The organism is Fluviispira vulneris (assembly GCF_014281055.1).
Lineage (GTDB): Bacteria > Bdellovibrionota_B > Oligoflexia > Silvanigrellales > Silvanigrellaceae > Silvanigrella > Silvanigrella vulneris.
In genome coordinates this window covers 14,144-34,778 of record NZ_JACRSE010000007.1, presented here as the reverse complement: position 1 = coordinate 34,778, position 20,635 = coordinate 14,144, and the positions used below count along the sequence as shown (strand labels likewise).

The 20,635-nt window shown below is 33.5% G+C and carries 24 protein-coding genes and 1 tRNA gene; 15 read left to right on the top strand and 10 right to left on the bottom strand.

Annotated features, from left to right (window positions below):
- Positions 1–85: 85 nt before the first annotated feature.
- The 5 genes from H7355_RS15945 (at position 86) to H7355_RS14920 (ending at position 4,416) form a co-directional block, all read left to right on the top strand.
- Positions 86–256: a hypothetical protein gene (locus tag H7355_RS15945; protein ID WP_222435733.1), complete on the top strand. Its 171-nt coding sequence runs from the start codon at positions 86–88 to the stop codon at positions 254–256.
- Between the two features lie 707 nt (positions 257–963).
- The gene (locus tag H7355_RS14935; protein ID WP_186649581.1) at positions 964–1,932 is read left to right on the top strand and encodes an ABC transporter substrate-binding protein; all 969 of its coding nucleotides are present in this window, start codon (positions 964–966) and stop codon (positions 1,930–1,932) included.
- 3 nt (positions 1,933–1,935) lie between these two features.
- A complete protein-coding gene (locus H7355_RS14930) occupies positions 1,936–2,670 on the top strand; it encodes an ATP-binding cassette domain-containing protein (protein ID WP_186649578.1) in 735 nt (244 codons plus the stop codon).
- Entirely contained in the window at positions 2,660–3,490 is an 831-nt protein-coding gene (locus H7355_RS14925; RefSeq protein ID WP_186649561.1) for an ABC transporter permease, read from the top strand. The genes H7355_RS14930 and H7355_RS14925 overlap by 11 nt, the downstream gene beginning before the upstream one ends.
- Positions 3,491–3,747: 257 nt before the next feature.
- Entirely contained in the window at positions 3,748–4,416 is a 669-nt protein-coding gene (locus tag H7355_RS14920; protein ID WP_186649558.1) for a M24 family metallopeptidase, read from the top strand.
- A gap of 235 nt (positions 4,417–4,651) precedes the next feature.
- Here the strand turns inward: H7355_RS14920 and H7355_RS14915 are convergent, their stop codons facing one another.
- Positions 4,652–6,172, bottom strand: coding sequence for an L-lactate permease (locus H7355_RS14915; protein ID WP_186649553.1), 1,521 nt, complete (start codon positions 6,170–6,172; stop codon positions 4,652–4,654).
- A gap of 345 nt (positions 6,173–6,517) precedes the next feature.
- Here H7355_RS14915 and H7355_RS14910 point away from each other — a divergent pair, with 345 nt between their 5' ends.
- On the top strand, positions 6,518–6,862 hold the full coding sequence (locus tag H7355_RS14910) for a nuclear transport factor 2 family protein (protein ID WP_186649548.1): 345 nt from the start codon (positions 6,518–6,520) through the stop codon (positions 6,860–6,862).
- A 181-nt stretch (positions 6,863–7,043) separates the two neighbouring features.
- Here the strand turns inward: H7355_RS14910 and H7355_RS14905 are convergent.
- Positions 7,044–7,134 (bottom strand) — tRNA-Ser (locus tag H7355_RS14905).
- A gap of 203 nt (positions 7,135–7,337) precedes the next feature.
- Here H7355_RS14905 and rplU point away from each other — a divergent pair.
- The 7 genes from rplU to H7355_RS14870 all read left to right on the top strand — a co-directional run bounded on the left by rplU (position 7,338) and on the right by H7355_RS14870 (position 11,875).
- Positions 7,338–7,664 (top strand): 50S ribosomal protein L21, encoded by a 327-nt coding sequence (gene rplU / locus H7355_RS14900; protein ID WP_152214017.1) that lies wholly within the window; start codon positions 7,338–7,340, stop codon positions 7,662–7,664.
- A gap of 106 nt (positions 7,665–7,770) precedes the next feature.
- Positions 7,771–8,037, top strand: a complete 267-nt coding sequence (gene rpmA / locus H7355_RS14895) for a 50S ribosomal protein L27 (RefSeq protein ID WP_130606001.1) — start codon at positions 7,771–7,773, stop codon at positions 8,035–8,037.
- 224 nt (positions 8,038–8,261) lie between these two features.
- Complete coding sequence (obgE, locus tag H7355_RS14890; RefSeq protein ID WP_186649545.1) at positions 8,262–9,290, top strand: GTPase ObgE; 1,029 nt, start codon at positions 8,262–8,264, stop codon at positions 9,288–9,290.
- A 15-nt stretch (positions 9,291–9,305) separates the two neighbouring features.
- On the top strand, positions 9,306–9,785 hold the full coding sequence (gene rsfS, locus H7355_RS14885) for a ribosome silencing factor (protein WP_186649528.1): 480 nt from the start codon (positions 9,306–9,308) through the stop codon (positions 9,783–9,785).
- Positions 9,786–9,790: 5 nt separating this feature from the next.
- Positions 9,791–10,300, top strand: coding sequence for a 23S rRNA (pseudouridine(1915)-N(3))-methyltransferase RlmH (locus H7355_RS14880; RefSeq protein WP_186649510.1), 510 nt, complete (start codon positions 9,791–9,793; stop codon positions 10,298–10,300).
- 42 nt (positions 10,301–10,342) lie between these two features.
- A complete protein-coding gene (locus H7355_RS14875) occupies positions 10,343–11,077 on the top strand; it encodes a phosphoribosyltransferase (protein WP_186649506.1) in 735 nt (244 codons plus the stop codon).
- A gap of 387 nt (positions 11,078–11,464) precedes the next feature.
- The gene (locus tag H7355_RS14870; RefSeq protein WP_186649504.1) at positions 11,465–11,875 is read left to right on the top strand and encodes a septal ring lytic transglycosylase RlpA family protein; all 411 of its coding nucleotides are present in this window, start codon (positions 11,465–11,467) and stop codon (positions 11,873–11,875) included.
- Between the two features lies 1 nt (position 11,876).
- Here H7355_RS14870 and lptB read toward each other — a convergent pair whose 3' ends face one another.
- Genes lptB through H7355_RS14845 form a run of 5 tightly spaced genes read right to left on the bottom strand, consistent with a single transcriptional unit; the run spans position 11,877 to position 15,913 of the window.
- Positions 11,877–12,605: an LPS export ABC transporter ATP-binding protein gene (gene lptB / locus H7355_RS14865; RefSeq protein ID WP_186649499.1), complete on the bottom strand. Its 729-nt coding sequence runs from the start codon at positions 12,603–12,605 to the stop codon at positions 11,877–11,879.
- Between the two features lie 11 nt (positions 12,606–12,616).
- Entirely contained in the window at positions 12,617–13,306 is a 690-nt protein-coding gene (locus H7355_RS14860) for an LptA/OstA family protein (protein ID WP_186649485.1), read from the bottom strand.
- Between the two features lie 11 nt (positions 13,307–13,317).
- A complete protein-coding gene (lptC, locus tag H7355_RS14855; RefSeq protein ID WP_186649482.1) occupies positions 13,318–13,947 on the bottom strand; it encodes an LPS export ABC transporter periplasmic protein LptC in 630 nt (209 codons plus the stop codon).
- Positions 13,941–14,522, bottom strand: a complete 582-nt coding sequence (locus H7355_RS14850; protein WP_186649479.1) for an aminodeoxychorismate/anthranilate synthase component II — start codon at positions 14,520–14,522, stop codon at positions 13,941–13,943. The genes lptC and H7355_RS14850 overlap by 7 nt, the downstream gene beginning before the upstream one ends.
- A complete protein-coding gene (locus H7355_RS14845) occupies positions 14,519–15,913 on the bottom strand; it encodes a chorismate-binding protein (RefSeq protein ID WP_186649476.1) in 1,395 nt (464 codons plus the stop codon). Before H7355_RS14845 ends, H7355_RS14850 begins: the two co-directional genes overlap by 4 nt.
- Before the next feature lie 120 nt (positions 15,914–16,033).
- Here H7355_RS14845 and H7355_RS14840 point away from each other — a divergent pair, with 120 nt between their 5' ends.
- On the top strand, positions 16,034–16,810 hold the full coding sequence (locus tag H7355_RS14840) for an AMP nucleosidase (RefSeq protein ID WP_186649456.1): 777 nt from the start codon (positions 16,034–16,036) through the stop codon (positions 16,808–16,810).
- A gap of 145 nt (positions 16,811–16,955) precedes the next feature.
- Here the strand turns inward: H7355_RS14840 and H7355_RS14835 are convergent, their stop codons facing one another.
- Together H7355_RS14835 and H7355_RS14830 are read right to left on the bottom strand one after the other, a co-directional pair.
- Complete coding sequence (locus tag H7355_RS14835; protein WP_286190881.1) at positions 16,956–17,786, bottom strand: MFS transporter; 831 nt, start codon at positions 17,784–17,786, stop codon at positions 16,956–16,958.
- A gap of 47 nt (positions 17,787–17,833) precedes the next feature.
- Positions 17,834–18,193, bottom strand: a complete 360-nt coding sequence (locus H7355_RS14830; RefSeq protein ID WP_186649453.1) for an MFS transporter — start codon at positions 18,191–18,193, stop codon at positions 17,834–17,836.
- A gap of 653 nt (positions 18,194–18,846) precedes the next feature.
- Between H7355_RS14830 and H7355_RS14825 the strand changes: the two genes are divergently transcribed.
- The gene (locus H7355_RS14825) at positions 18,847–20,034 is read left to right on the top strand and encodes a M12 family metallopeptidase (RefSeq protein WP_186649450.1); all 1,188 of its coding nucleotides are present in this window, start codon (positions 18,847–18,849) and stop codon (positions 20,032–20,034) included.
- Between the two features lie 49 nt (positions 20,035–20,083).
- On the opposite strand, the gene H7355_RS14820 is transcribed toward H7355_RS14825, so the two are convergent.
- Positions 20,084–20,542 (bottom strand): hypothetical protein, encoded by a 459-nt coding sequence (locus H7355_RS14820; RefSeq protein WP_186649447.1) that lies wholly within the window; start codon positions 20,540–20,542, stop codon positions 20,084–20,086.
- Positions 20,543–20,635 lie beyond the last annotated feature (93 nt).

Below are 20,635 nucleotides of genomic sequence, written 5' to 3'. Positions count from 1 at the left end.
TAAGAGTTAATATTGATTTATCACATAATTAGAGATTATCAATCCTTGCAAAAAACAAGAATGATAACTTTCAATTAGAAATAGTATGTGTTCAGGAAAAACAAAAATCAAGAAAGTTCAAGGTAAGTACATAATTTTAACATGCACAAATAAAATAAAAAACAACCATGAGGGGTGGCTGCAAGCTGGTCTTACCTGTCATCCTAAACACCGTTGCTGCCTTCCGACTCTGGCGGGTTCATTAGAAAAACACTAAGGGCCTACAACCACCTCTCATGGTTGCTTTGTATGCTCTGTAAGCATACTAACCATCCCATGGGATTGGTTATCGAGGGGCTAATCCCTCAACCTACATTTGTGGTACATCTTATTTCAGATTAAGTCAATGGGGAAAAGCCATACTTGTCGAGTGCGTGTGTATAACATTTGAGAAACTATGAAAGCTATGAAATCTCTATTAGATTATAATAAAAAAAAATAATTTAAGATTATAAATTTAATTGGTGCTAAAGCTTAAATTTTTTTCCTTTTAAAGATGAGCAAAAAAGTATTTTTTTCCTTTAAACATAGCAACCAGCATTACGAACTTTTAAAAAAATGATATACGTTTGACATAGTAACAATATTAGGATATTCAAAATACTGAGCCTTTTAATAAAGCTTTATTGCAGTTTAATAGGATAAAACAAACAATGGTAAACTTAGTAAATAAAAATTTGACAACTCGATGGTGTTGCTGGCGTTAATTCGTTTGTATGCGTTACTTTGTCAATTTTTAATTTCTGGTTTATAAAATGTTACCTATTGTTTTAGAATCCTCATTTCAAATATCCCCTATTTTTTTTATACTATGGCCTTTCGGCCTATAATATTATTATAGTTACTTATCAGTAACTGACCTTCATTAAAATATATATTAATTACCTTTATCTATAAAAAATTAAATGTTGACATGGAGAATATATGAAAAAAACTCCCTACTTTATTGCTGTCTTTATTATTCTTATAATAGCACTCATTCTTTATAATAATAAGAAAAACAATGCGCTGCCAGTTATAGCTATAGCTAATTATGGCTCACATGCTTCACTTGATGCTGCCATACTTGGTTTCAAAGAGCAGATGAGAGTCGAAGGATTTATAGAAAATCAAAATGTACATTACGAAACTGCTGATGCTGGATTCGATCCAAGCTTGATCCCTCAAATGCTTATCAGCCTTAAAGCTAAAAACCCAAAAGCCATGCTGGTATTAACCACCCCAATTGCGCAGGCAGCCAAAGGTAAGATTCATGATATTCCTTTAATTTATACAGTCATTACAGATCCCGTTGAAGCTGGATTGATTAAAGAGAAATATAAAGCTGAGGCAAATATTACAGGGAGTTCTGATATGCAAGATTTGAGAGCTTTTCTGAAATTTGCTAAATCAATTTTACCAGAAGCAAGGAGAGTTGGACTATTGTATGCAACTTCAGAAGCGAACGATATTGCACTCGTTCAAATGATGAAAGCAAGTGCATCAGAGTTTGATATTTCTGTTATCGCAATACCAGTGGAACAAGCTCGTGATGTCCAGATTAGAATGCAGGAATTTAAAAGCAAAGTAGATTTTATCTATGTAGGTACGAGTGGACCAATCCAACCAACATTACCAGTCATTAGCGCCGAAGCCCGTAAATTTCATATTCCTGTATTTAACGTAGAAGCACAGGCTGTGAAAGATGGATTGGCTCTTGCAAGTTATGGAGTTGATTATATTGCAGTTGGTAGAAATGCAGCGAAACTCACAGCAGAGATTATGCGAGGACAAAATATCAGGGATTTAAATCCATTTTATCCAACTGCTGAAGAACATCATGGTGTGATTAATAAAAAGCTTGCAATAGAGCTAGGTCTTAGCTTTCCTTCCAATATAGAAATTATTGAGTGACATATGATTCAAATTGCTAAAGTGACCAAGTCATTTCAAGGCCTTTTTAGGCCTGTGATTAATGAAGTGAGTCTATCAGTAGAAAAAGGGGATTTCTGCATTCTAATTGGAGCCAATGGATGTGGTAAATCTACGTTGCTTAAGTTAATTAGCAATGAATATAAAGCGGATTCTGGCACGATAAAACTAAAAGGTGATGTGGCCCAAGTTGTACAAGACGTAAACCTGGGTACAGTTCCTGAAATGACTCTGCTTGAGAATATTGCCCTAAATGAAATAAATTCACCAAAATTATTATTTTATAGAAGGTTTCGAAATAAAGTTATTCAAAAGCTAAAAAAATTAGATATTGGCTTAGAGGAATATATAGATCAGCCACTGAAAATGTTATCTGGTGGGCAAAGACAAATGATTGCAACCCTAATGGCGATTCATTCAGGAAGACAAATTTTATTATTAGATGAACATACTTCGGCGCTTGATCCTAAAATGCAGACTCTGCTTATGGAATATACACACAAGCAAACCAAGAATCTTGAACTCACTGCTATAATGATTACGCATAAAATGGATGATGCTATTAAATATGGAAATCGCTTAATTATGCTTCACCAAGGAAAAGTAGCGCTGGACTTTCAAGGGAAACAAAAGAAGGCATTGGCAGTGCATGATTTACTTGCAATGTTTCATCAGTATGAAGATCAACTCTTAATATCCGGAGGAGAAAATGGCAACTGAGCTTTTTCATACTGGGATATTGCAGGGTTTAATACTAGCAATGATTGCCTTTGGCATTATGATTCCATTCCGTTTCCTCAACTTCCCTGATTTGACAGCGGAAGGGGCTTATCCACTTGGAGGTGCAGTTTGTGCAAGCCTAATTGTTGCTGGTATTCCACAAATATTTTCTATTATTGGTGGTGTGTTGGCGGGAGGATTGCTGGCATTGGGGACATCGCAAGTAGCTTTGCGACTTAAAGTCAATAGTCTTCTAGCAGGGATAATACTCAGTACTATGGCTTATAGTGTTAACCTCAGGATTATGGGTAAACCAAATATAGCTTTGTTCGATATGAATGGCATAAAAATTGATCTTATATTGCTAATTATCGTTTGTGTATTTTGCATTATGCCTTTTGCCTTGTTTTTGCAAACTGATTTTGGTTTACGGTTTCGAACTATTGGCAATAATCCTAAGTTTGCTATGAACAATGGGATCAGCATAAACAAGTATACCAGCTTGGGATTATTCATTGCAGGTTCTCTGTTTGGTCTTGCTGGCAGTTTAATAGTGCAAATGCAGAATTTCATGGATGTAGGTATTGGTGTTGGTATAGTAATTCATGGACTAGCAAGCCTTATGATTGGAGAAGCAATCATAGGAAATAGAACAATAACAAAACAACTCGCAGCCCCTTTTATTGGCGCACTTATCTATCAACAAATTCAGGGAATAGCTTTGTCTTTTGGTCTAGCGCCATCAGACTTAAGATTTTTCACCGGAAGTATTGTGTTGATTGTGCTCGCGATACAAAAAGGAGGTAAAGATGTGAATTGATAAATTTATCTCTCCTGAAGGCAAAGTTTATATGGGCTGCTACTCTGTAGAACCTAGAATTCATATAACTTCTGAGGCAGTTAGTATGAATTGCCAAAATTTTAGGCACAAAAATTACTATACAACTGTCAGTGATTCTATAGTTCTAAATACATTTTTATGTGCAGTTATTTAGTGCAGTTTAAAAATCTTAAAAGATGCTAACAGAGTTCTGTATAATTTATATTTCTTTAATTTTCTCTGAAAGGTACGAAGTCATGTCCATTAATCAACTTGAAATTGAAAATATAAACACTAATGCTATTTTATCGATGACCACAACATCTCGTAATAAAACTTGGGCAGCTATTGAAGCAATTAAACAACAAATTCATCCAGGAATGACGGAATTTGAAGCCATAAAAATGGCAAATCAATATTTTGCAGATTGTGGAGTTCGAAAGTTTTGGCATAAGACCCATATCCGCTTTGGTGAATCAACTATTTTGAGTTTCGATGATTCCTACAGAGAAAATGTTACTTTAAAAGAGAATGATATTTTTTATATCGATGTGGGCCCTGTATGGGATGGTATTGAAGCTGACTGTGGCAATACTTTTGTTATGGGAGAAGCACAGCAATTTTTGCAGATTAAGAATGATATAAAAGAACTCTTTGCTGAGGTTCAACAATATTGGCGAAACACTCAAGCAACAGGGCAGAAATTATGTGAATACACGCGTTGGCAAGTCGAAAAAATGGGCTATTTGCTATTACCCGAATATGTTAAAGGTCATCGGCTATCTGAATTTTCGCACTCAAAATATTCAAATGCAGGCTTATTTGACCTCGACTTTATTCCGTCTGCAGAAAGATGGATTTTAGAATTACAAATATGTCACCCAAGTATGAAGTTTGGTGCTTTCTATGAAGATCTTTTGTTATGAAAAATTTATATTTTTACGATCTTTTTTAAATTTGCCATAAGAATAAAAGATGTAAAGAATAAAATGAGAGTGATATTATTATTTCTTATAGAGTCAATAATACAGACAATAAAACAGACTAAACAAAGTGTGAATAAAAAATAGTACAACGGTTTTTTTTATTGATTCATATTTTTCCCCTTTAAAAATATTATCATTTCATTTAGAATACCTATTTATATTGCAAAGTCGATTCTTATATCATTATCTTTGATAAAATTGTTCCAACAACGGTAGCGATTACAATATAGATCAGGCACGGTAAAATAAGCTTTGAAAGTATCTCAGCTTCTTTGCCTGAGGATTCTACTGTAGATTGAACTGCTAAAATATTTTGCAAAGCAATCATATTGCCTGCACCTGCGCCCACCAACTGGAACGCAAGAATCCACCCTTCGGAATAAAAGATTTGCTGAGCAATTTGTGATTGAATGGGTGCGAACACTAAATTCGAAACGGTTGCGCTTCCTGATAAAAAAGCTCCAAATGCACCAATAAAAATTGAAAAATACGGGAAATAATTTGACTTCAAAAAAATAACGATTTCTTCAAACATACCTGGTAAGGGAGTCACTCCTTTACCGGTAATGATCATAATCTGAACCAAAGAGCAAATAGTAAAAATTGCAATTGCAGTTTTAAATAATGGCTTAATAGATGCATTCAAGCAAAGTTTAATTTGTTGACTATTTATACGTTTAAAAAATAGCGTTATTAATATAGTCATTAAAAACACTATGCCTGGATTAAACAATTGAAGTGAATAGGACAAACCAGCAGGTAAATTCACTGAGAATATTTTTGAGTTTTGAAAAAAGAACTTACCAATTAGCAATAACAATAATAAAATAATATATGGATAAATTCCATTAAAAATGGAAGTCGTGTTAAGTTTGTTATTAAGTATTATTTCATCTGAAAATCTAAAAATATTTTTAGGAATAAAAATTTTAAATTTAGTAATGACTGTCATTAAGAACAGTCCGACTGTTGATCCTAAAATAGATGATAATTCTGGTGCATATAATGATGTAATGAAATAAGGTACAAGAAAACTAATGCCTGCAATTAATGCAAAAGGTAAGCATTCTAAAAAGTTTTTCATGCGATCTTTATTATGCGTCATAATAACAAAAAATAATATCATACATGGAACTATCATGGCTGTTATTAAATTTATAAAAGCTGCATAATAGGAAACATCTGTGGTTTTTAATCCTTCAAAACCAATTCGTACTGGCGTTCCAATTGCACCAAATGCAACTGAAGCGTTGTTTGCAGTTAATGCAACTATTATTGCTAGAACAGGCGTAAATCCAATTGCCACTAAAAATGGAGCTACGATTGCGGCGGGAGTTCCAAAACCAGCTGTACCTTCAATAAAGGCACCAAAGAGCCATGCTATAAGAATTGCCTGAACTCTCCTATCTGGAGACAATGCTTTAAGATGCTGTTCAATAACTTGTATCGTTCCAGCTTGTGTAAGGTATTTTAAAAAGAAAATGGCGCCAAATATGATTAAAATAATATCCAAGGCGATAAATGCGCCTTTGAACAGGGAGCTCAAAGTATAAATTTTAGGTAAAGACCAAAAAATTGAACTTATTAATATTGTATAGACTAAAGAAATAACGCCAGAGAGTGCTAATGATAATCTAAATACAAATAAAACAAATATTAAAAGAATTATGGGAGAAATTGACAATAGTAGCATCATATAATTCACTCTTAAAATGAGGTGTTGCAGCTCTTTTATTATTTATGAATAATAAAAGAGCTATTAAATATTTAAAAAATTCAAAATAAAATATACAAAATATATAACATTAATAAAAATTGTATACTATACTATATAATTGGCACATACTAATTCATTTTTAAAGGTTTTGAAAGGTTTGTTTGAAAAAATAATCTTTTTCTATGATTCGGTAGGAGATAAGGGCAAAAGACTCATTTAAACTGTTTGTGGCCGTGTCTGAAAAAATCTTGACTTACCTAATATGCAATGCAATATTTAATATGAAATGAGATATTTTTTGCATCATTTTATGGAGATATAAGTATGATAAATAAGAATTTAGATATGGCACTTAATTATTATTCATTTGTTGTTCAAAAAAAAATAAATGAAATTGAAAAATTATTACATCCTGATGTAGAGTTTATAAGCCCAATCAAAGCGTTACATGGTAAAGAAAATGTAACTCCGTGGATAGCCGATTATTGCAATTTTGCACAGGAAATAGAGGTAAGAGCAAAGTTTAGTCATGATGATCAAGTGATGCTTGCATTTGATTTAACAAGCGTAGCTGGTAAATCTAGAGCCGCTGTGCTTATGACTTTTTTAAATCAATCGATTAAAAAAATTGAACTCTTTTTTGATGCATCGCCCTTTTTAAATAAATAGCAATGCGAGAAGTAATTAGAGAATTCAGTAAATAACTGTCCGACAAAGTACCGGATTGATTCTATGAATACCACTGAGAAGTAAGTATTGAGATTTTTAGGTTGTAGTTTTACTTAATTCTAGATGCACAAAAGTGCGCAGGCGATTTCTGCTAAGGTACTGTATAAACAGCCATATAGGATGGCGGAGAGAGAGGGATTCGAACCCTCGTTACGGTATTAGCGCAAACACGATTTCCAATCGTGCTCCTTCAGCCACTCGGACATCTCTCCACTGAGACTCAAATCCCTACCTGAGCGTTTCAGAAATTGCAAGCATCTTCCTAAGAAAAAATAAACTTCTTGACCTAACAGGAAAATTGCACTATGAGCTAGCTTCCGACTCTTGTTGAGCCGTATTTATGGCGTGGTAGCGCTTACCTAAAAACCATATGTTAGCAAAAAGTTAGCATAAAAAGCGTATAAGGAATTCTATTGTGAGCAGTAAGACAAATTACGCAGTCGTTAATATCTTTGGTCGTCAGTACAAAGTTGCTGAAGGCGATAAAATCAAAGCAAGCTATATTGAAGCAGATGTAGGCACAACATTGCCTTTCTCTGAAGTTTTAATGATCAATAAAGCTGGAGAGTTAAAAGTTGGAGCTCCAACTATCAGCGGTGCAAAAGTAACAGCTCAGATTGTTGCTCACGGTCGCGAAGACAAAGTTCTTGTTTTTAAATATCTTCGTAAGAACAAATCCAAGAAAATGCACGGCCACCGCCAACCATTTACAACTTTGTCCATCACTCACATTGAAGGTTAATTCTTTCTTTGTTGTTTAAGATAAAGAAATTATTGAATTTTTGAGTGTTTTTTTAAATTAAATCTCCCATGTATCATTATGGGATACCAAATAAGGATCTCGTACAATGGCAAGTAAAAAAGCCGGTGGTTCGACCAAAAACGGACGCGATAGCAATCCAAAATACCGTGGTGTAAAAACTTACGGTGGTGAAACTGTAAGAGCTGGCAATATCATCATTCGCCAAGTTGGAACTAAAATTCACCCAGGCACAAACGTAGGTATGGGTAAAGACTTTACTTTATTTGCAAAAATTGACGGTGAAGTTAAATTTGAGCACGTAACTCGTGAACGTCAATGCGTTAGCGTTTATCCAGTGGACGCAAAAGCTTAAGAGTTACAGTTCTGAATTTGTAGCTTCAATCTTTTTACTAAAAGCCAAGGTGCGTTTATAGTCTTTATGCGCATCTTGGCTTTTTGTTTGTCTCCTCCTTTAATATAAGTAAGTTATTTTTATTATTAGCTTTTTTATATAAATGGGGGTAGCAGGTTTGTAAAATATCCTGTTTTTATTCTCAGCTTTTACTTATTATTCAATTTTTAATGGTGGCTTTTTTTATGAAATTTATTGATACAGCAGAGATTAAAGTAAAAGCCGGAGATGGTGGACTCGGTATGTCACACTTTCGCCGAGAAAAATATGTTCCAGCGGGGGGCCCTGATGGGGGAAACGGCGGGAATGGAGGAGATGTTTATCTCTATGCAACCGAAGGTTTGTCTACTCTTCTTGACTTTCGCTACCAACGTTTTCATGAAGCGGAAGCGGGTGGAAAAGGTGGAACAAACAATCGTCAAGGCCGGTGTGGTGATGATCTCATTTTAAAAGTACCTTGTGGTACTGTAGCCTATGACTCTGAGAGTGGAGAAATAATAGGTGAAGTTCTCTATGAGGGACATAAACTTCTTGTTGCTAAAGGTGGTAAGGGAGGAATCGGGAACACTGTTTTTACTACAGCTCGTAACCAAGCACCGACTAAAACCATTGCTCCTATTGTGGGTGAAAGCAAATCATTGCGCCTTGAGCTAAAAATGATTGCAGATGTTGGGATCATCGGCAGCCCTAATGCAGGAAAAAGCACATTGATCACTGTGATTTCTGCAGCACGTCCAAAAGTTGCTGACTATCCGTTTACAACTCTCGTTCCTACGCTGGGAGTTGTAAGTCACAAAGAGTCTAATCCCTTTGTTGTGGCTGATGTTCCTGGGCTTATTCCCGGAGCAAGTCAAGGAAAAGGCTTGGGGCACGATTTTTTACGTCATATTGAAAGAACTCGTGTACTTGTCCACCTAATTGATGGTAGTCAAGAAACTGCTGAAGCCATGATTTCAGACTTTGACGGTATTTTAGAAGAATTGCGTCTTTACGATAAAGCCTTATTAGATCGTCCTAGAATTACTGTGGTTTCAAAAGTTGACTCATTAGCAAATGAGGAAATCGAAGAATCCCTTAATAACACCGAGGCCTTAAATGGCTTTCGGAATTATTTAAAATTAAAGAAAACGCCCTATCTTGAAATCAGCTCTGCCTATCGCATTGGTATAACTGAAATGCTTGATAAACTTATAGAAGTTCTTGGGCAAAAATAACATTGGAGAGTTTTGATGTCAGATTATAGTACAAGTATGTCGATTGGTGACAGAGTTTTTAGTCACGAAGAAATAGCAATGTTAGCCATTGCTGCGGCTGAAGAGAAAAAAGCAGTTCGCCCTGTTGTTATGGATTTAAGAAGCCAAGGTGCATTCACAGAGCTTTTTGCAATAGTCAGCGCTTCCAATACGCGTCAAGTCTATGCAGCAGCTGAAGCTGTCCGCCACTTTTTTAAGAAAAACTTTGGTATGGCGCCTGTCACAGTGGATGGCATGGAAAACAGTACTTGGGTTTTAATCGACTACGGCTTTTTATTTGTGCATATTTTTCAAGAGCCAACCCGTGAGCTGTATCAATTAGAGCAACTGTGGAGTAAGGCGCACATGCTTCCTGTCAGTGAAGAGAAGTGCCAAGAGCTTTATCAAGAGGTTTTAGGTTTGACAAAAGCAATGTCTGCCAGTGAAGAAGATGTAGCGCAAGAGGCAGCTCTTTAATCTCTATGCGGTATATTTTTATAACTCCATGGAAAATACCCAAAAACTCTCTCCTGTTTGATTTCATACAGGAGTTTTTCTCTCGGATCTCTAAGTTCACGCCTGTGCAACATATTTTTCCAGCTTCACAGTTAAATCCCAATGAAGTCTTAGCTTTTTACACAAAAGAAATTAAAAAACTTTCTGTAGAAAATCCTATATGCATCGCATTAGATGAAAATGGTGAAACTATGAGTAGCAGTGAGCTGGCAAAAGGTCTTGAGCAGTACGAAGTGAAAGGAGAAAAAATTATTCTTTTTTGTTTAGGTGGAGCTTATGGCTTACCTGAAGAACTAAAATCGATTGGAAAGATCGACCTTATATCACTTTCTCGCATGACTTTTCCCCATGAAATGGCGCTCGCTGTTTTGGTGGAGCAAGTTTATCGCGCTCGCTGTATTCTCTCCAATCACCCATATCATCATGGCGATAAATCGCCACTTGCGTCGAGTCTACAAAAGTATAAGAAAAAATAATTGTTCTTAAAAAATCACTGCTAAAAAAATTGGGGATAAATTTTGCTGTTCAATTTTTCTAGGTGTTATCTTTGTCGTGAAAAAATTCTGAAGCAAGATAAAATTATTTGTCCTGCATGCTTTGAATGCGCACAAAAGCGTGAGTTTTTATTTTGTTTGCGCTGTGGATTGAGTCAGTGTGTGAGTTGTGAAAACCTTCCTGAATTTACCCGAGTCATGAGTCTTTATCCGTATTGTCCCGAGTTCTCAAAAATCTTGGTTTTAGCAAAAGACAATAATGATTATAATGCGCAGAGAATTTTCTATGAGTTATTTTATACATCGACGAAAAATTTTTTAGAATATTACATAATTCAGAATGAGATTGAATGTATTGTTTTATCACCTCTCCGAAAAGATAGAATTGTAAATTCAGCTTGGCATACGAATATTTTTTTTCATGAAATTATAAGTAGTTTTAAAATTGATTCTGTTAAAATGTATCAAAAGATCTCTATTTTTTATCCGCATATTTTGAATCATACTAACAAAACATCTGTGCAAAATAAAATTGAGAGAGTAAATGCAAAGAGAAAAATAAATAAATTAGAAATGAATTGGTTTTGTCTGAAGCGAAATAAAAAATTTAACTGTGGTGACTATAAAAAAATACTTTTTATAGATGATGTTTTAACCACAGGGAATACGCTAAAAAATTTCATAAATTCTCTGCCAGAAAAAATAAATGAGAATTCTTGGGAACTTTTTGCTTTATTCAGATCTCCACAAGGCGACTAAAAAGAAAAGCTTATTTAAGAGGCTGATTTTTGCCTAAAAATTTAGAAAAAATAGTATAAATGTAATAAAAACATTTAAAATGAAGTTGAATGTGTCAAAAATGTAACTAAAATAGGCAAAAAAAAGAGACTATAAGAAATAATTTTGCCTATTTTTTGTGCGCAAAATATTTAAAAAAAATAATTATAATAATATTATTTGAAGTGACTCTAATTGAAGTGTAATTTCATTTTTTTTTATTTTTTGTGTCAAATTAATTGTAAAACTTTTTTACTTCTTTCTCGTAGATTATTCTTTTGCTAGCTTGAAATAGAATGTTGATTATAGTCTCTTATGAAATAGATAGTGAAATTATTTATTTTAGGTGCAAAATACTTGGGAATAACAATGAGATTATTGAATATTATTTTTTTATTTATCGTTTTACATTTCTTAGTAAGTGCATGCACTACAACTAAAAAGGAATGGGGAAGCAAAGAAGAAAAGAATAATTTTGAACATACATTTGTTGAAAGTGGATTTGCTTCTTTTTATGGGAAAGGTTTTGCAGGTAAGCCGACAGCGAGTGGAAAAATATATGATCCAGGTTTACTAACTGCTGCTAGTAAAACTTTACCTCTTCACTCTCGGGTAATGGTAAAAGATGTAAAAACAGGCCGTTTCGTTGTCGTTACTATTAACGATAGAGGCCCTTATGTCTCAGGAAGAGTGATTGATTTAAGTGTTGCAGCAGCAAAAAAGCTTGGAATTATGCGGAAAGGTGTCACCAAAGTTGAGGTTTTCTTGGTTAAAAATTAATTTAAAACGTAAAATTTTCACCTAAGTAAACTTGCCTTACTTTTTCGTTCGATGCGACATCTTCTGGTAATCCTTCAGCAAGAATTTTTCCAGCCGCTAAAACATAAGCACGATCACATAAAGACAAGGTTTCTCGAACATTGTGATCTGTTATCAGAACTCCTAAATTTTCTTCATGCACAAGTTTTTTAATGAGATCTTGAATTTCTGCAACAGTAACAGGGTCAATTCCTGCAAATGGTTCGTCAAGTAATAAAAAGCGAGGAGAAATAACTAAAGTTCTTGCTATTTCTAGACGCCTTCTTTCGCCACCTGATAGACTTAAGCCCATGCTTTTTCTTATGTGCCCGATGCCAAATTGCTCAATCAGTTTTTCTAAAAGAGCGGATCGTTTTTTTCTGGGTACTCCCCAAACTTCCATGATAGCTTTTAAATTATCTTCAACAGTAAGTTTACGAAAAACACTGGAGTTTTGTGGTAAATAACCAATGCCAAGGCGTGCTCTTTTATGAATTGGCAATTCAGTGATATTTTCTTGATCGATTTGCACATCACCTGAACTTGGTTTTAACAAACCAACTGTCATATAAAAACTGGTGGTTTTACCTGCACCATTCGGTCCTAACAAACCGACAACTTCGCCACTATTCACATGGAAACTCACATCATCGACAACTGTGCGTGAGCCAAACTTTCGGATTAAATGAGACGATTTGAGTTGGTTGCGCATTAAAAACACCTTTATAAATTATTCTTTTTTCCGTTTTCTTTACTGTTTAAGCTATTAGTTGATTTTGGATCAATAGTACCATGAGGATCTTTTAAACTGATATCCCCTGTTTTTAAATTTAATGAAATTATTTCAGCATTGACAAATTCTTTATTTCGCCAAACTTTAGCCTTTCCTTTTAAAATCATAGTTTTTTCGGGAACGAGAAAAACTATTTCATTGGCATTTGCTCTGATTTCTGGAGAATTTATTGTAGATTTTTTAAAAATATTTACATTGCCAGTAGCAATTGCTTTTTGAATAGAAGTTGATCCCGATCCCGAAGTTGTACCTGGTGAACTTATTATTTGTGCTTTGTCAGAAGTTAATTTCAAATCATCTTGCATGATAACAACATTACCAATTAAATTCAAAATTCCTGTTTTTCTTGAACCTTCTGCCTTATTTCCTTCAAAATATACAGGAGAATTTTGATTGTGATTTGCAAAATCATTGCTTAAATCACTCTCACTTTTTTTCGGCTTTACTTTGTTTTTTGGAGCGCTAACAGGTGTATTATTTTCGATTGCTTTACTATTATCAATTTTATTGGTTTCGTAATCATAATTATCTGGTAAGATATTTTTGAAATCAGCTTTGGCATTGAATGCAGTTAAAACACATACAACAAATAAAGTTTTTAAAAAATTAAAATATGACATTTTGTTCTTTCTTAATTCAATTTATTATTGCCATTTGGGATTATCACTTTTCCATCAACTTGTGAATTTATTTTGAATTCCTCATTTTTAATCGAATAAGAAAATCCTTTTCCTTTCAATGATCCTTGTGGACCATTTGATTCTATAGCACTATTGGAATGAATTTCTTCGTTGATCATGTCAATATATATATTGCGTGTCTTTCCAATATTTTTTTTAAAATCAAATATGACTTCTTCTGGCAGTTGAGCATTTTTTATACGACTATTTGCACCCATTGAAAATGCAGTTTGCCCTTCTTTTTCCTCTATTATTTCCATCTGCCCAGTAGCTTTCGAAGTTTTTATGACAGCAGTTTCATTTTCTTTCAAGTCATAGGTTCTATATACTAAGTTGCCTGAAGCCTCAAAATGATTGTCAGTAAAATATATAATTTTATCACCTGAAAAAGAATATTTTAAATATCCATTTTCGAAGGATTTTGTGTGGAATTGATGCACACTGCTCGTAGGCAACACTATGTTTTCAGAGTTGAGCTGGGCTTGAAAAATTTCACTCGACTTATCTAGATAGTTTTTTTGATACCATAATAAAATTAAAATCGTGAGTATAAATGAAATTGCATATAAGCGGCCTAACATTTTACAGTCCCTAGAAAAGCATTTAAAAAAGTTTCCCCACCAGGGCTTGCAAAGCTTTCTGGGTGGAATTGCACTCCGAAACGACGATGAAGTTTGTGTTCAGCCATTAAGCTAAAACCGTTCTCTTCCGCCAGCGATACCACATTTTTTGTAAAAACGGGATCAGAAGACTTACAGCCTAGAGAATTATACAAAACAACAGTTCCGTTAGGGGAATTTTTTTTAAAATGTAAGGATTTAAGAGGGTCAATTATTTCGACTTGGCGACCATGAATTGGGATCCTGCTCATCTGCTCTATCTTTCCACCTTCAGCCAATAAAAAAATTTGGTGCCCTAAGCAGACACCTAAAAATGGGATATTTGCCGGAATTTTTTTGTACAACTCAATGGATCCTATATATTCACATGGATGTCCTGGACCAGGAGAAAATATTATAGCTTCAAATTCTCTTAAATCAGTTAGGTTATGAATGTCTTTATAAGATAATATTTTTAAATCAATGCCTTTAGCGACAAACCAATTGGTCAAATTGTATGAAAAAGAATCATAGTGATCTATAAAAAGAAATGTCATAGAGAGCTTTCGATAGAATGTAAAAAAGAATTTAACTTAATAAGAAATTCTTCATATTCATTGTCTGCATTGGAAAGAGTTGTGATCCCTGCGCCAACACCGCAATAAACACCTCTTTTGCCCTTATATACACTGCGAATTAGAATAGTTGAATCAAAATCTCCATTCTTTTCAAGTACGCCACACACTCCTGTGTAATATCCTCTTGTAGTATTTTCTAATTTTGAAATTATTTCACAAACACGTTTTTTTGGCGTGCCACTGATAGAGCCAGCAGGGAGCATTGCTTCTAAACAACTCCCAAGGGTTTCGCTTTCTTTTAGGATACCTAAGATAGAACTTTGCATTTGAACCAAGCGACCTGCTTTTCTGGCATAAAAAGGTCGATAGACTTCTACGCTGCCCGCTTTGCAGACGAGATTCAGATCATTGCGCATGAGATCAACAACTAAAGTGTGCTCATAAATTTCTTTTTTATCAGCCCAAATCGTGCGTGCATCTTCATATGTTGGACTGTCTGCTTGACTCTTTAATGTGCCTTTGATGGGTTCTGTTGCAATCACTCTTTGCTTTGAATAAATAAATCTTTCAGGAGAAAAGCAAGCTAATCCTACATTATCATCGACATAATAAATCCCATAACGGGATTTTATTTTAAACCATGCCTGTAAAAAATTCAGAATACTTTTAAAAGGCGAGCTGTCAGTCAGCTCATTGGTTGAAGTGAGATTGGCGAGATAGCAGTCACCTCTATTCATATAATTTTTTGCATTTTCAATAATATCAACTATATCTTTTTTTAAAAGCTCTTCTTTTAAAGTGATATTATGATTTGCTTGTAGTTGCTTAGTTTCAGGTTTAAAGGGATATTTTTGGGTAAATATATATTCTATTTTTCTCCATAATTCTTTTATAATATCAACTTCTTCATTAAAATTCAGAATGTTTATACTCATTTCACTGTGAGTGAATTGAATATTTACTTCAGATTTAGCATGCAACACGTATGAATCTTCTTCCTCTATTGAATTTTCATAGGGGGTGACAAAAAATAATGGGCTTTCTGGGTTTTCTTTGAGTTTCCCATAAAAATCGTTAAGATTCCCTCTATATGAGTGTTTTTGTGTGTTACAAAAAAAGCGGAGAATGACAGTTTCATTTTCATCAGAATATATATCTTTATATTTATCAGCCAAAGAATTTGTTGCTATAAAATTTTGATCGATTTTAAATTCGTAGCCCTTGCAAGAAAGTATTTGAAAATGACAAGCAATATTTTGCTTAAAATATTCTTCTAAAATATTAGTTAATGTAGAAATATATTGAGAAAAATAATCTAAATTTTCAATGGAAGACTTATTTTCATAAGAGATTTTCAGGTTGTTCGTCATTTTTACGACCCTTTAAATATGATGAAAAATCACTTTTTTTATTGCTCAGAGCTTGATCAAGGTATTGCTTACTGAGCTAAAAAGCGTATAGAATAAAAATGAAGTTTTGAGGAGTTTTTTATGAAGACAAAAGCGGAAATTTGTAAGAATTGGCTACCCCGTTATACCGGAACAAAAATTGATGACTTTGCAGATTATATTTTGCTTACGAATTTTCAGACTTATGTTAATCGTTTTGCTGAAATAACTGGAACAACTGTCGCAGGTCTTGATCGCGCGATGCCAAACGCAACCTGTAAAAAATCAAATGTTTCCATAATCAATTTCGGTATGGGATCAGCTAATGCTGCAACTATAATGGATCTTTTGGGTGCTCGCTCTCCCAAAGCGGTTTTATTCTTAGGAAAATGTGGTGGTTTAAAACATTCAACCGAAATAGGGCATTTTATCTTACCAATTGCGGCTATCCGTGGTGATGGTACATCGAATGATTATTTCCCACCCGAAGTGCCTGCTATGCCATCGTTTAAGCTGCACAAATTTGTTTCACAGAAAATTGTGGAAGCTGGCTATGATTATCGGACAGGTGTTGTGTACACAACCAATCGAAGAGTTTGGGAGCACGATCAAGCGTTTCTTAAGCGTCTTCACAACATGAAGTGTATCGCTATCGATATGGAAACTGCAACAGTCTTGATGGTTGGTCTGTATAACGAAATTGCCCGTGGAGCACTCTTAGTTGTGTCTGACGTGCCTATCACTCCCGAAGGAGTGAAGACCGAAGCTGGAGACAAAAATGTTTCAGCTAAATGGACCGATGCACATATCCAACTTGGAATTGACAGTCTTAAAGACTTAGAGTCTAAGGGTGAACCTATTAAACATTTTAAATATTAATTATTTACAATATTTAATTTTATTCTTTGCTTTTTCAAAGCCACGCCTTTTTAGGTGTGGCCTTTTTTTTAACAAAACAAGGCTGCATTCTTGCTCTTTCAGGGGCGAGTAAATTAACAAACAAAAAAGATGAATGTTAGAGCTTTTAAGGTGAATAGCTCACGTGCGGCATTTTTTTTGATTTTTGTCTGGGAATAAAAGGAATTGAAAGCAGAGAGCAAAGACCAATTAAACACCAAGTTATATTCCAAGAGAAGTGAGTTATAATTACTGAAATGATAAGTGGTGTGATAAATCCTGAAATAAAAATTGCTGTTCCAATCATTCCGAGCGCTGTGCCTGCTCGCTGTACACCAGCAATAACTGCAATTTCTGTATAAGCGACACCATGCCAGGCATTGGATAAAAAACCACTTAAAATTATACAAAAGATAATAGCTATAGGATAATTATTTGCAAACAAACCAATTGCAATAGTAAAAACTCCTGAGAATAATCCAATCATTTTTATAGTTGTGCGTCTGTTTCTTAATTTATCTGTGAATTTTCCTGCCAATATTCTAAGAATTGCACCTCCTATTTGGATAAAAACTAAAATAATAGAAACTTTTATGATCTCTATATGTTTATATTCATGCAAAAATATCATTGCAAAAGTTAAAATAGCTATTTGTGGCATTGCCAGTAAAGAACTTGCTAAGATCAATCTCCATATTTCTTTTACTAGAAAAGGAGATTTTTGTTTGTATTCTGTATTGCCTTTTTCTTTTATATCTAACTTGTTTTCGAAAAGCCAAAGCCATACAATCGCAGTGCCAAGAAAACATGAAATGGCAATTATACCGAACACAAAAGCAAATCCATAATATTTCGCCACCCATGGCAATAGGAGTGCTCCTATTGCACCTCCCAATGGTATTGCTGTCTGGCGAATGCTCATGGCGAATCCTCTTTCTTTGTCAGAAAACCAGGTCATAACTGCCCTGCCTGAAGAAGAATTGATACTACCACCGAGCGCTCCTGCTAAAGTAAAGCAATTCCCAATTGAATATAATTTGGCTTAAATCCCATTGCTGGAACTAAATAAAAAGCCATGAAAGTAAAAACCATTCCCATGGTAGAAAGCCCAAAGATTAGAACTCTGCGATCACCAAATTTATCTGTCAGTAAACCCCATAGAAGTTCAGATAAAGCGACACCTAAACCCATGCAGCCAAGAACAAGACCTAAGTGATATATGCTAAAGTTATATTCTTTTTGCATGATCACACCCGTTATGGGTATTCCAGCATAGGCAAATGAGAATATAGCTTGAGAAAAGACTCCTATTCCTAAGATAATCCATTTATGACGACTTTTTTCAAATTCATATTCTGATAACATGATTTTTACTCCTTATATTATTCTGTATAATTCAAATATAATTATCTTTAGTTTATTGGAAGAAAATAGGTTTTTAAAATATGAAAAAAATAAAAATATGTTTTCAATTATTGATGTGAGGTTTTTTGAAATTAATTTTAATTTAATATAAAATTGTACCTTTGCCAGCAATACCTTATTCTAAGAAAAAAATATTGCACCGTATGTGCTTTTAATTTGAAATTGACATTATTGATATAAAAAGAACAAGAAATATAGATTGCCATAACTTTTTTATTCGCCACAAGTTTTTAAAAATTTAATTATATTTTTTATAAGTAAAAAAAATATAAATTTAAGATACCCAATTATAAAGAAGATATCTAAATAAATTGCATCTAAAGGGCTGATATGTAATCTGATCTAAATTTGTTTTCCTTCATCTTTTGCTTGCAAATTTTATGTTCCGAAATTTTTTAATTGCAAAAATATTTAGCAGTTATGAAAAAAATGAGTGTAAATAAAAATTATATTTATAAAAATAATAAATAATCTAATTGACTTTTTAATTATTTTGCGTAAATAATATAACAAATAATTAATATTTCTTTTTTATAAAAATAGATATAATTAATTATTAAGAATAAGGGTGAATATATTATAGGAGTATTATTTTGAAATTTTTAAATATTTTTAAATTTTCTGCAAAAATTTTAGCTTTTACTCAGTTTTCAGCATATGCTTACACTTTAAATACGTATCAAAATGGTCAAAATGAAATTATAGAAAATAAAGCTCATGTAGAAATTAAGAAAAAGAGATCAAAAAGAGCTCTAATGTCAATAAATTTTTGGGATGGAGGGAAAATCTACTATTTCTTTGATAATCAAGGTAATCCTCATAGTGAAGACGAAAAAAATAGAATTCGATTAATTATTCGAGAGTTAGAAGGTGAAGCAAATATAACTTTTGAAGAAATAAATGATCAAATCGAAAATTTAGCTAAATATAAATCATATATTCGAATAACTAATATTATTGGGGATACAGCAGCCGGTCTGAGTGCAGGCTGTTATGTTACTCATGTAGGAATGCCAGAAGGTGAAGGAAAACTTAATTTAAGTTCAAGCTATATTTTAGATGGTGATCCGTTTTCATGTTTTAAAACGGATGAAGGTGTAGAATCCAATGCACCAATTCGCCATGAATTGTTACATGTGCTGGGTTTTGAACATGAGCACATGCGACCTGAACAGAGAGAGAATATTAATTATAATTTAAGCAGTCTAAGAAAAATATATCAAAATCCAGAGATCATTCAGACAAACTTAGACCCACTGCCTGCGCCTTTGTCAGAGAATTATATAATATTTGGTGGCTATGATTTTAATTCTGTGATGCATTATTATTCCTATGCTGGTGCAAGCAATGAAGCAAAGTTAAATAAAAAGCCATTTATAACTAAAATTAATGGAGAACTTATTACATTTAATGAATTTTTGAGTCCAAACGATAAATTTGCGCTCAGGAAAATCTACGGTTCTATTCCAAGTAAAGTCTTAAAGGATAGTGAAGGAAATAAGCTACAATTCTGTAAATTATATAAAATTGATTATAATAAGAAGCCTAACACTGTGGGGGCTTGGAAATATATTATAAGTGCAGCTAGTGCAAATGTAAGAGATATAAATCCTCATGAATATCAAGATTCATTTTTTGGTATATTCGAACCTGCATTTGACCAGAAATTATGTACGGTAACACTAGCAAGTCTTAAAGCACAAAATATCAAGATTCATTTAGAAATTGAGCAGAATGATAACGTAAAATTAAAAATTCAAGATTATTTTGCTAGCAATTAAAATATCGTAATATTATTGTTAGCAAAGCATTATTTAAATACCGAATGTATTATTCTGGTTGTAAATGAAAATGACATTCCTGTTTTAGTCTATCATCACTGTGATGGGAAAAACATCCTGCCCTTTTTCCTAATTCGGTGTTAAGTGTTGTCCAGTTAGTGCTTTCTCCAGCGAGTGAATATTTAAAATTTGCAGGTGATTCTAATTTAATAAATTGATTGTTACTCAAATTATAAATACAGATCATTTTATTATAAACATTTAAATGACTGTGGCTCGATGCAATAACATAAAATTCATAAATAGGTTGATCTATGACTCCGTTGTGCGACAAATAGGCTTGGTTGTCTTGTATTTGCAGCCATAATCCTTCACTCGTTTGTGCATAATGTGAGCCATTCGATTGAACTTTAACTTCTGTACTCTGAGGACAATTTGCGAAGCCGGCAAAAGACAACGTGAGTCCTAATAAACCTAGACAAGATTTAATGATATTCAAATGAGTCATAACTAAAAACCTCCCTGTTTTTAAAAATAATATTAAATTTTATCAACATTTAACAAATGTATTTAGTTTTTTTATTTTTTCAAGTTTTTTTTA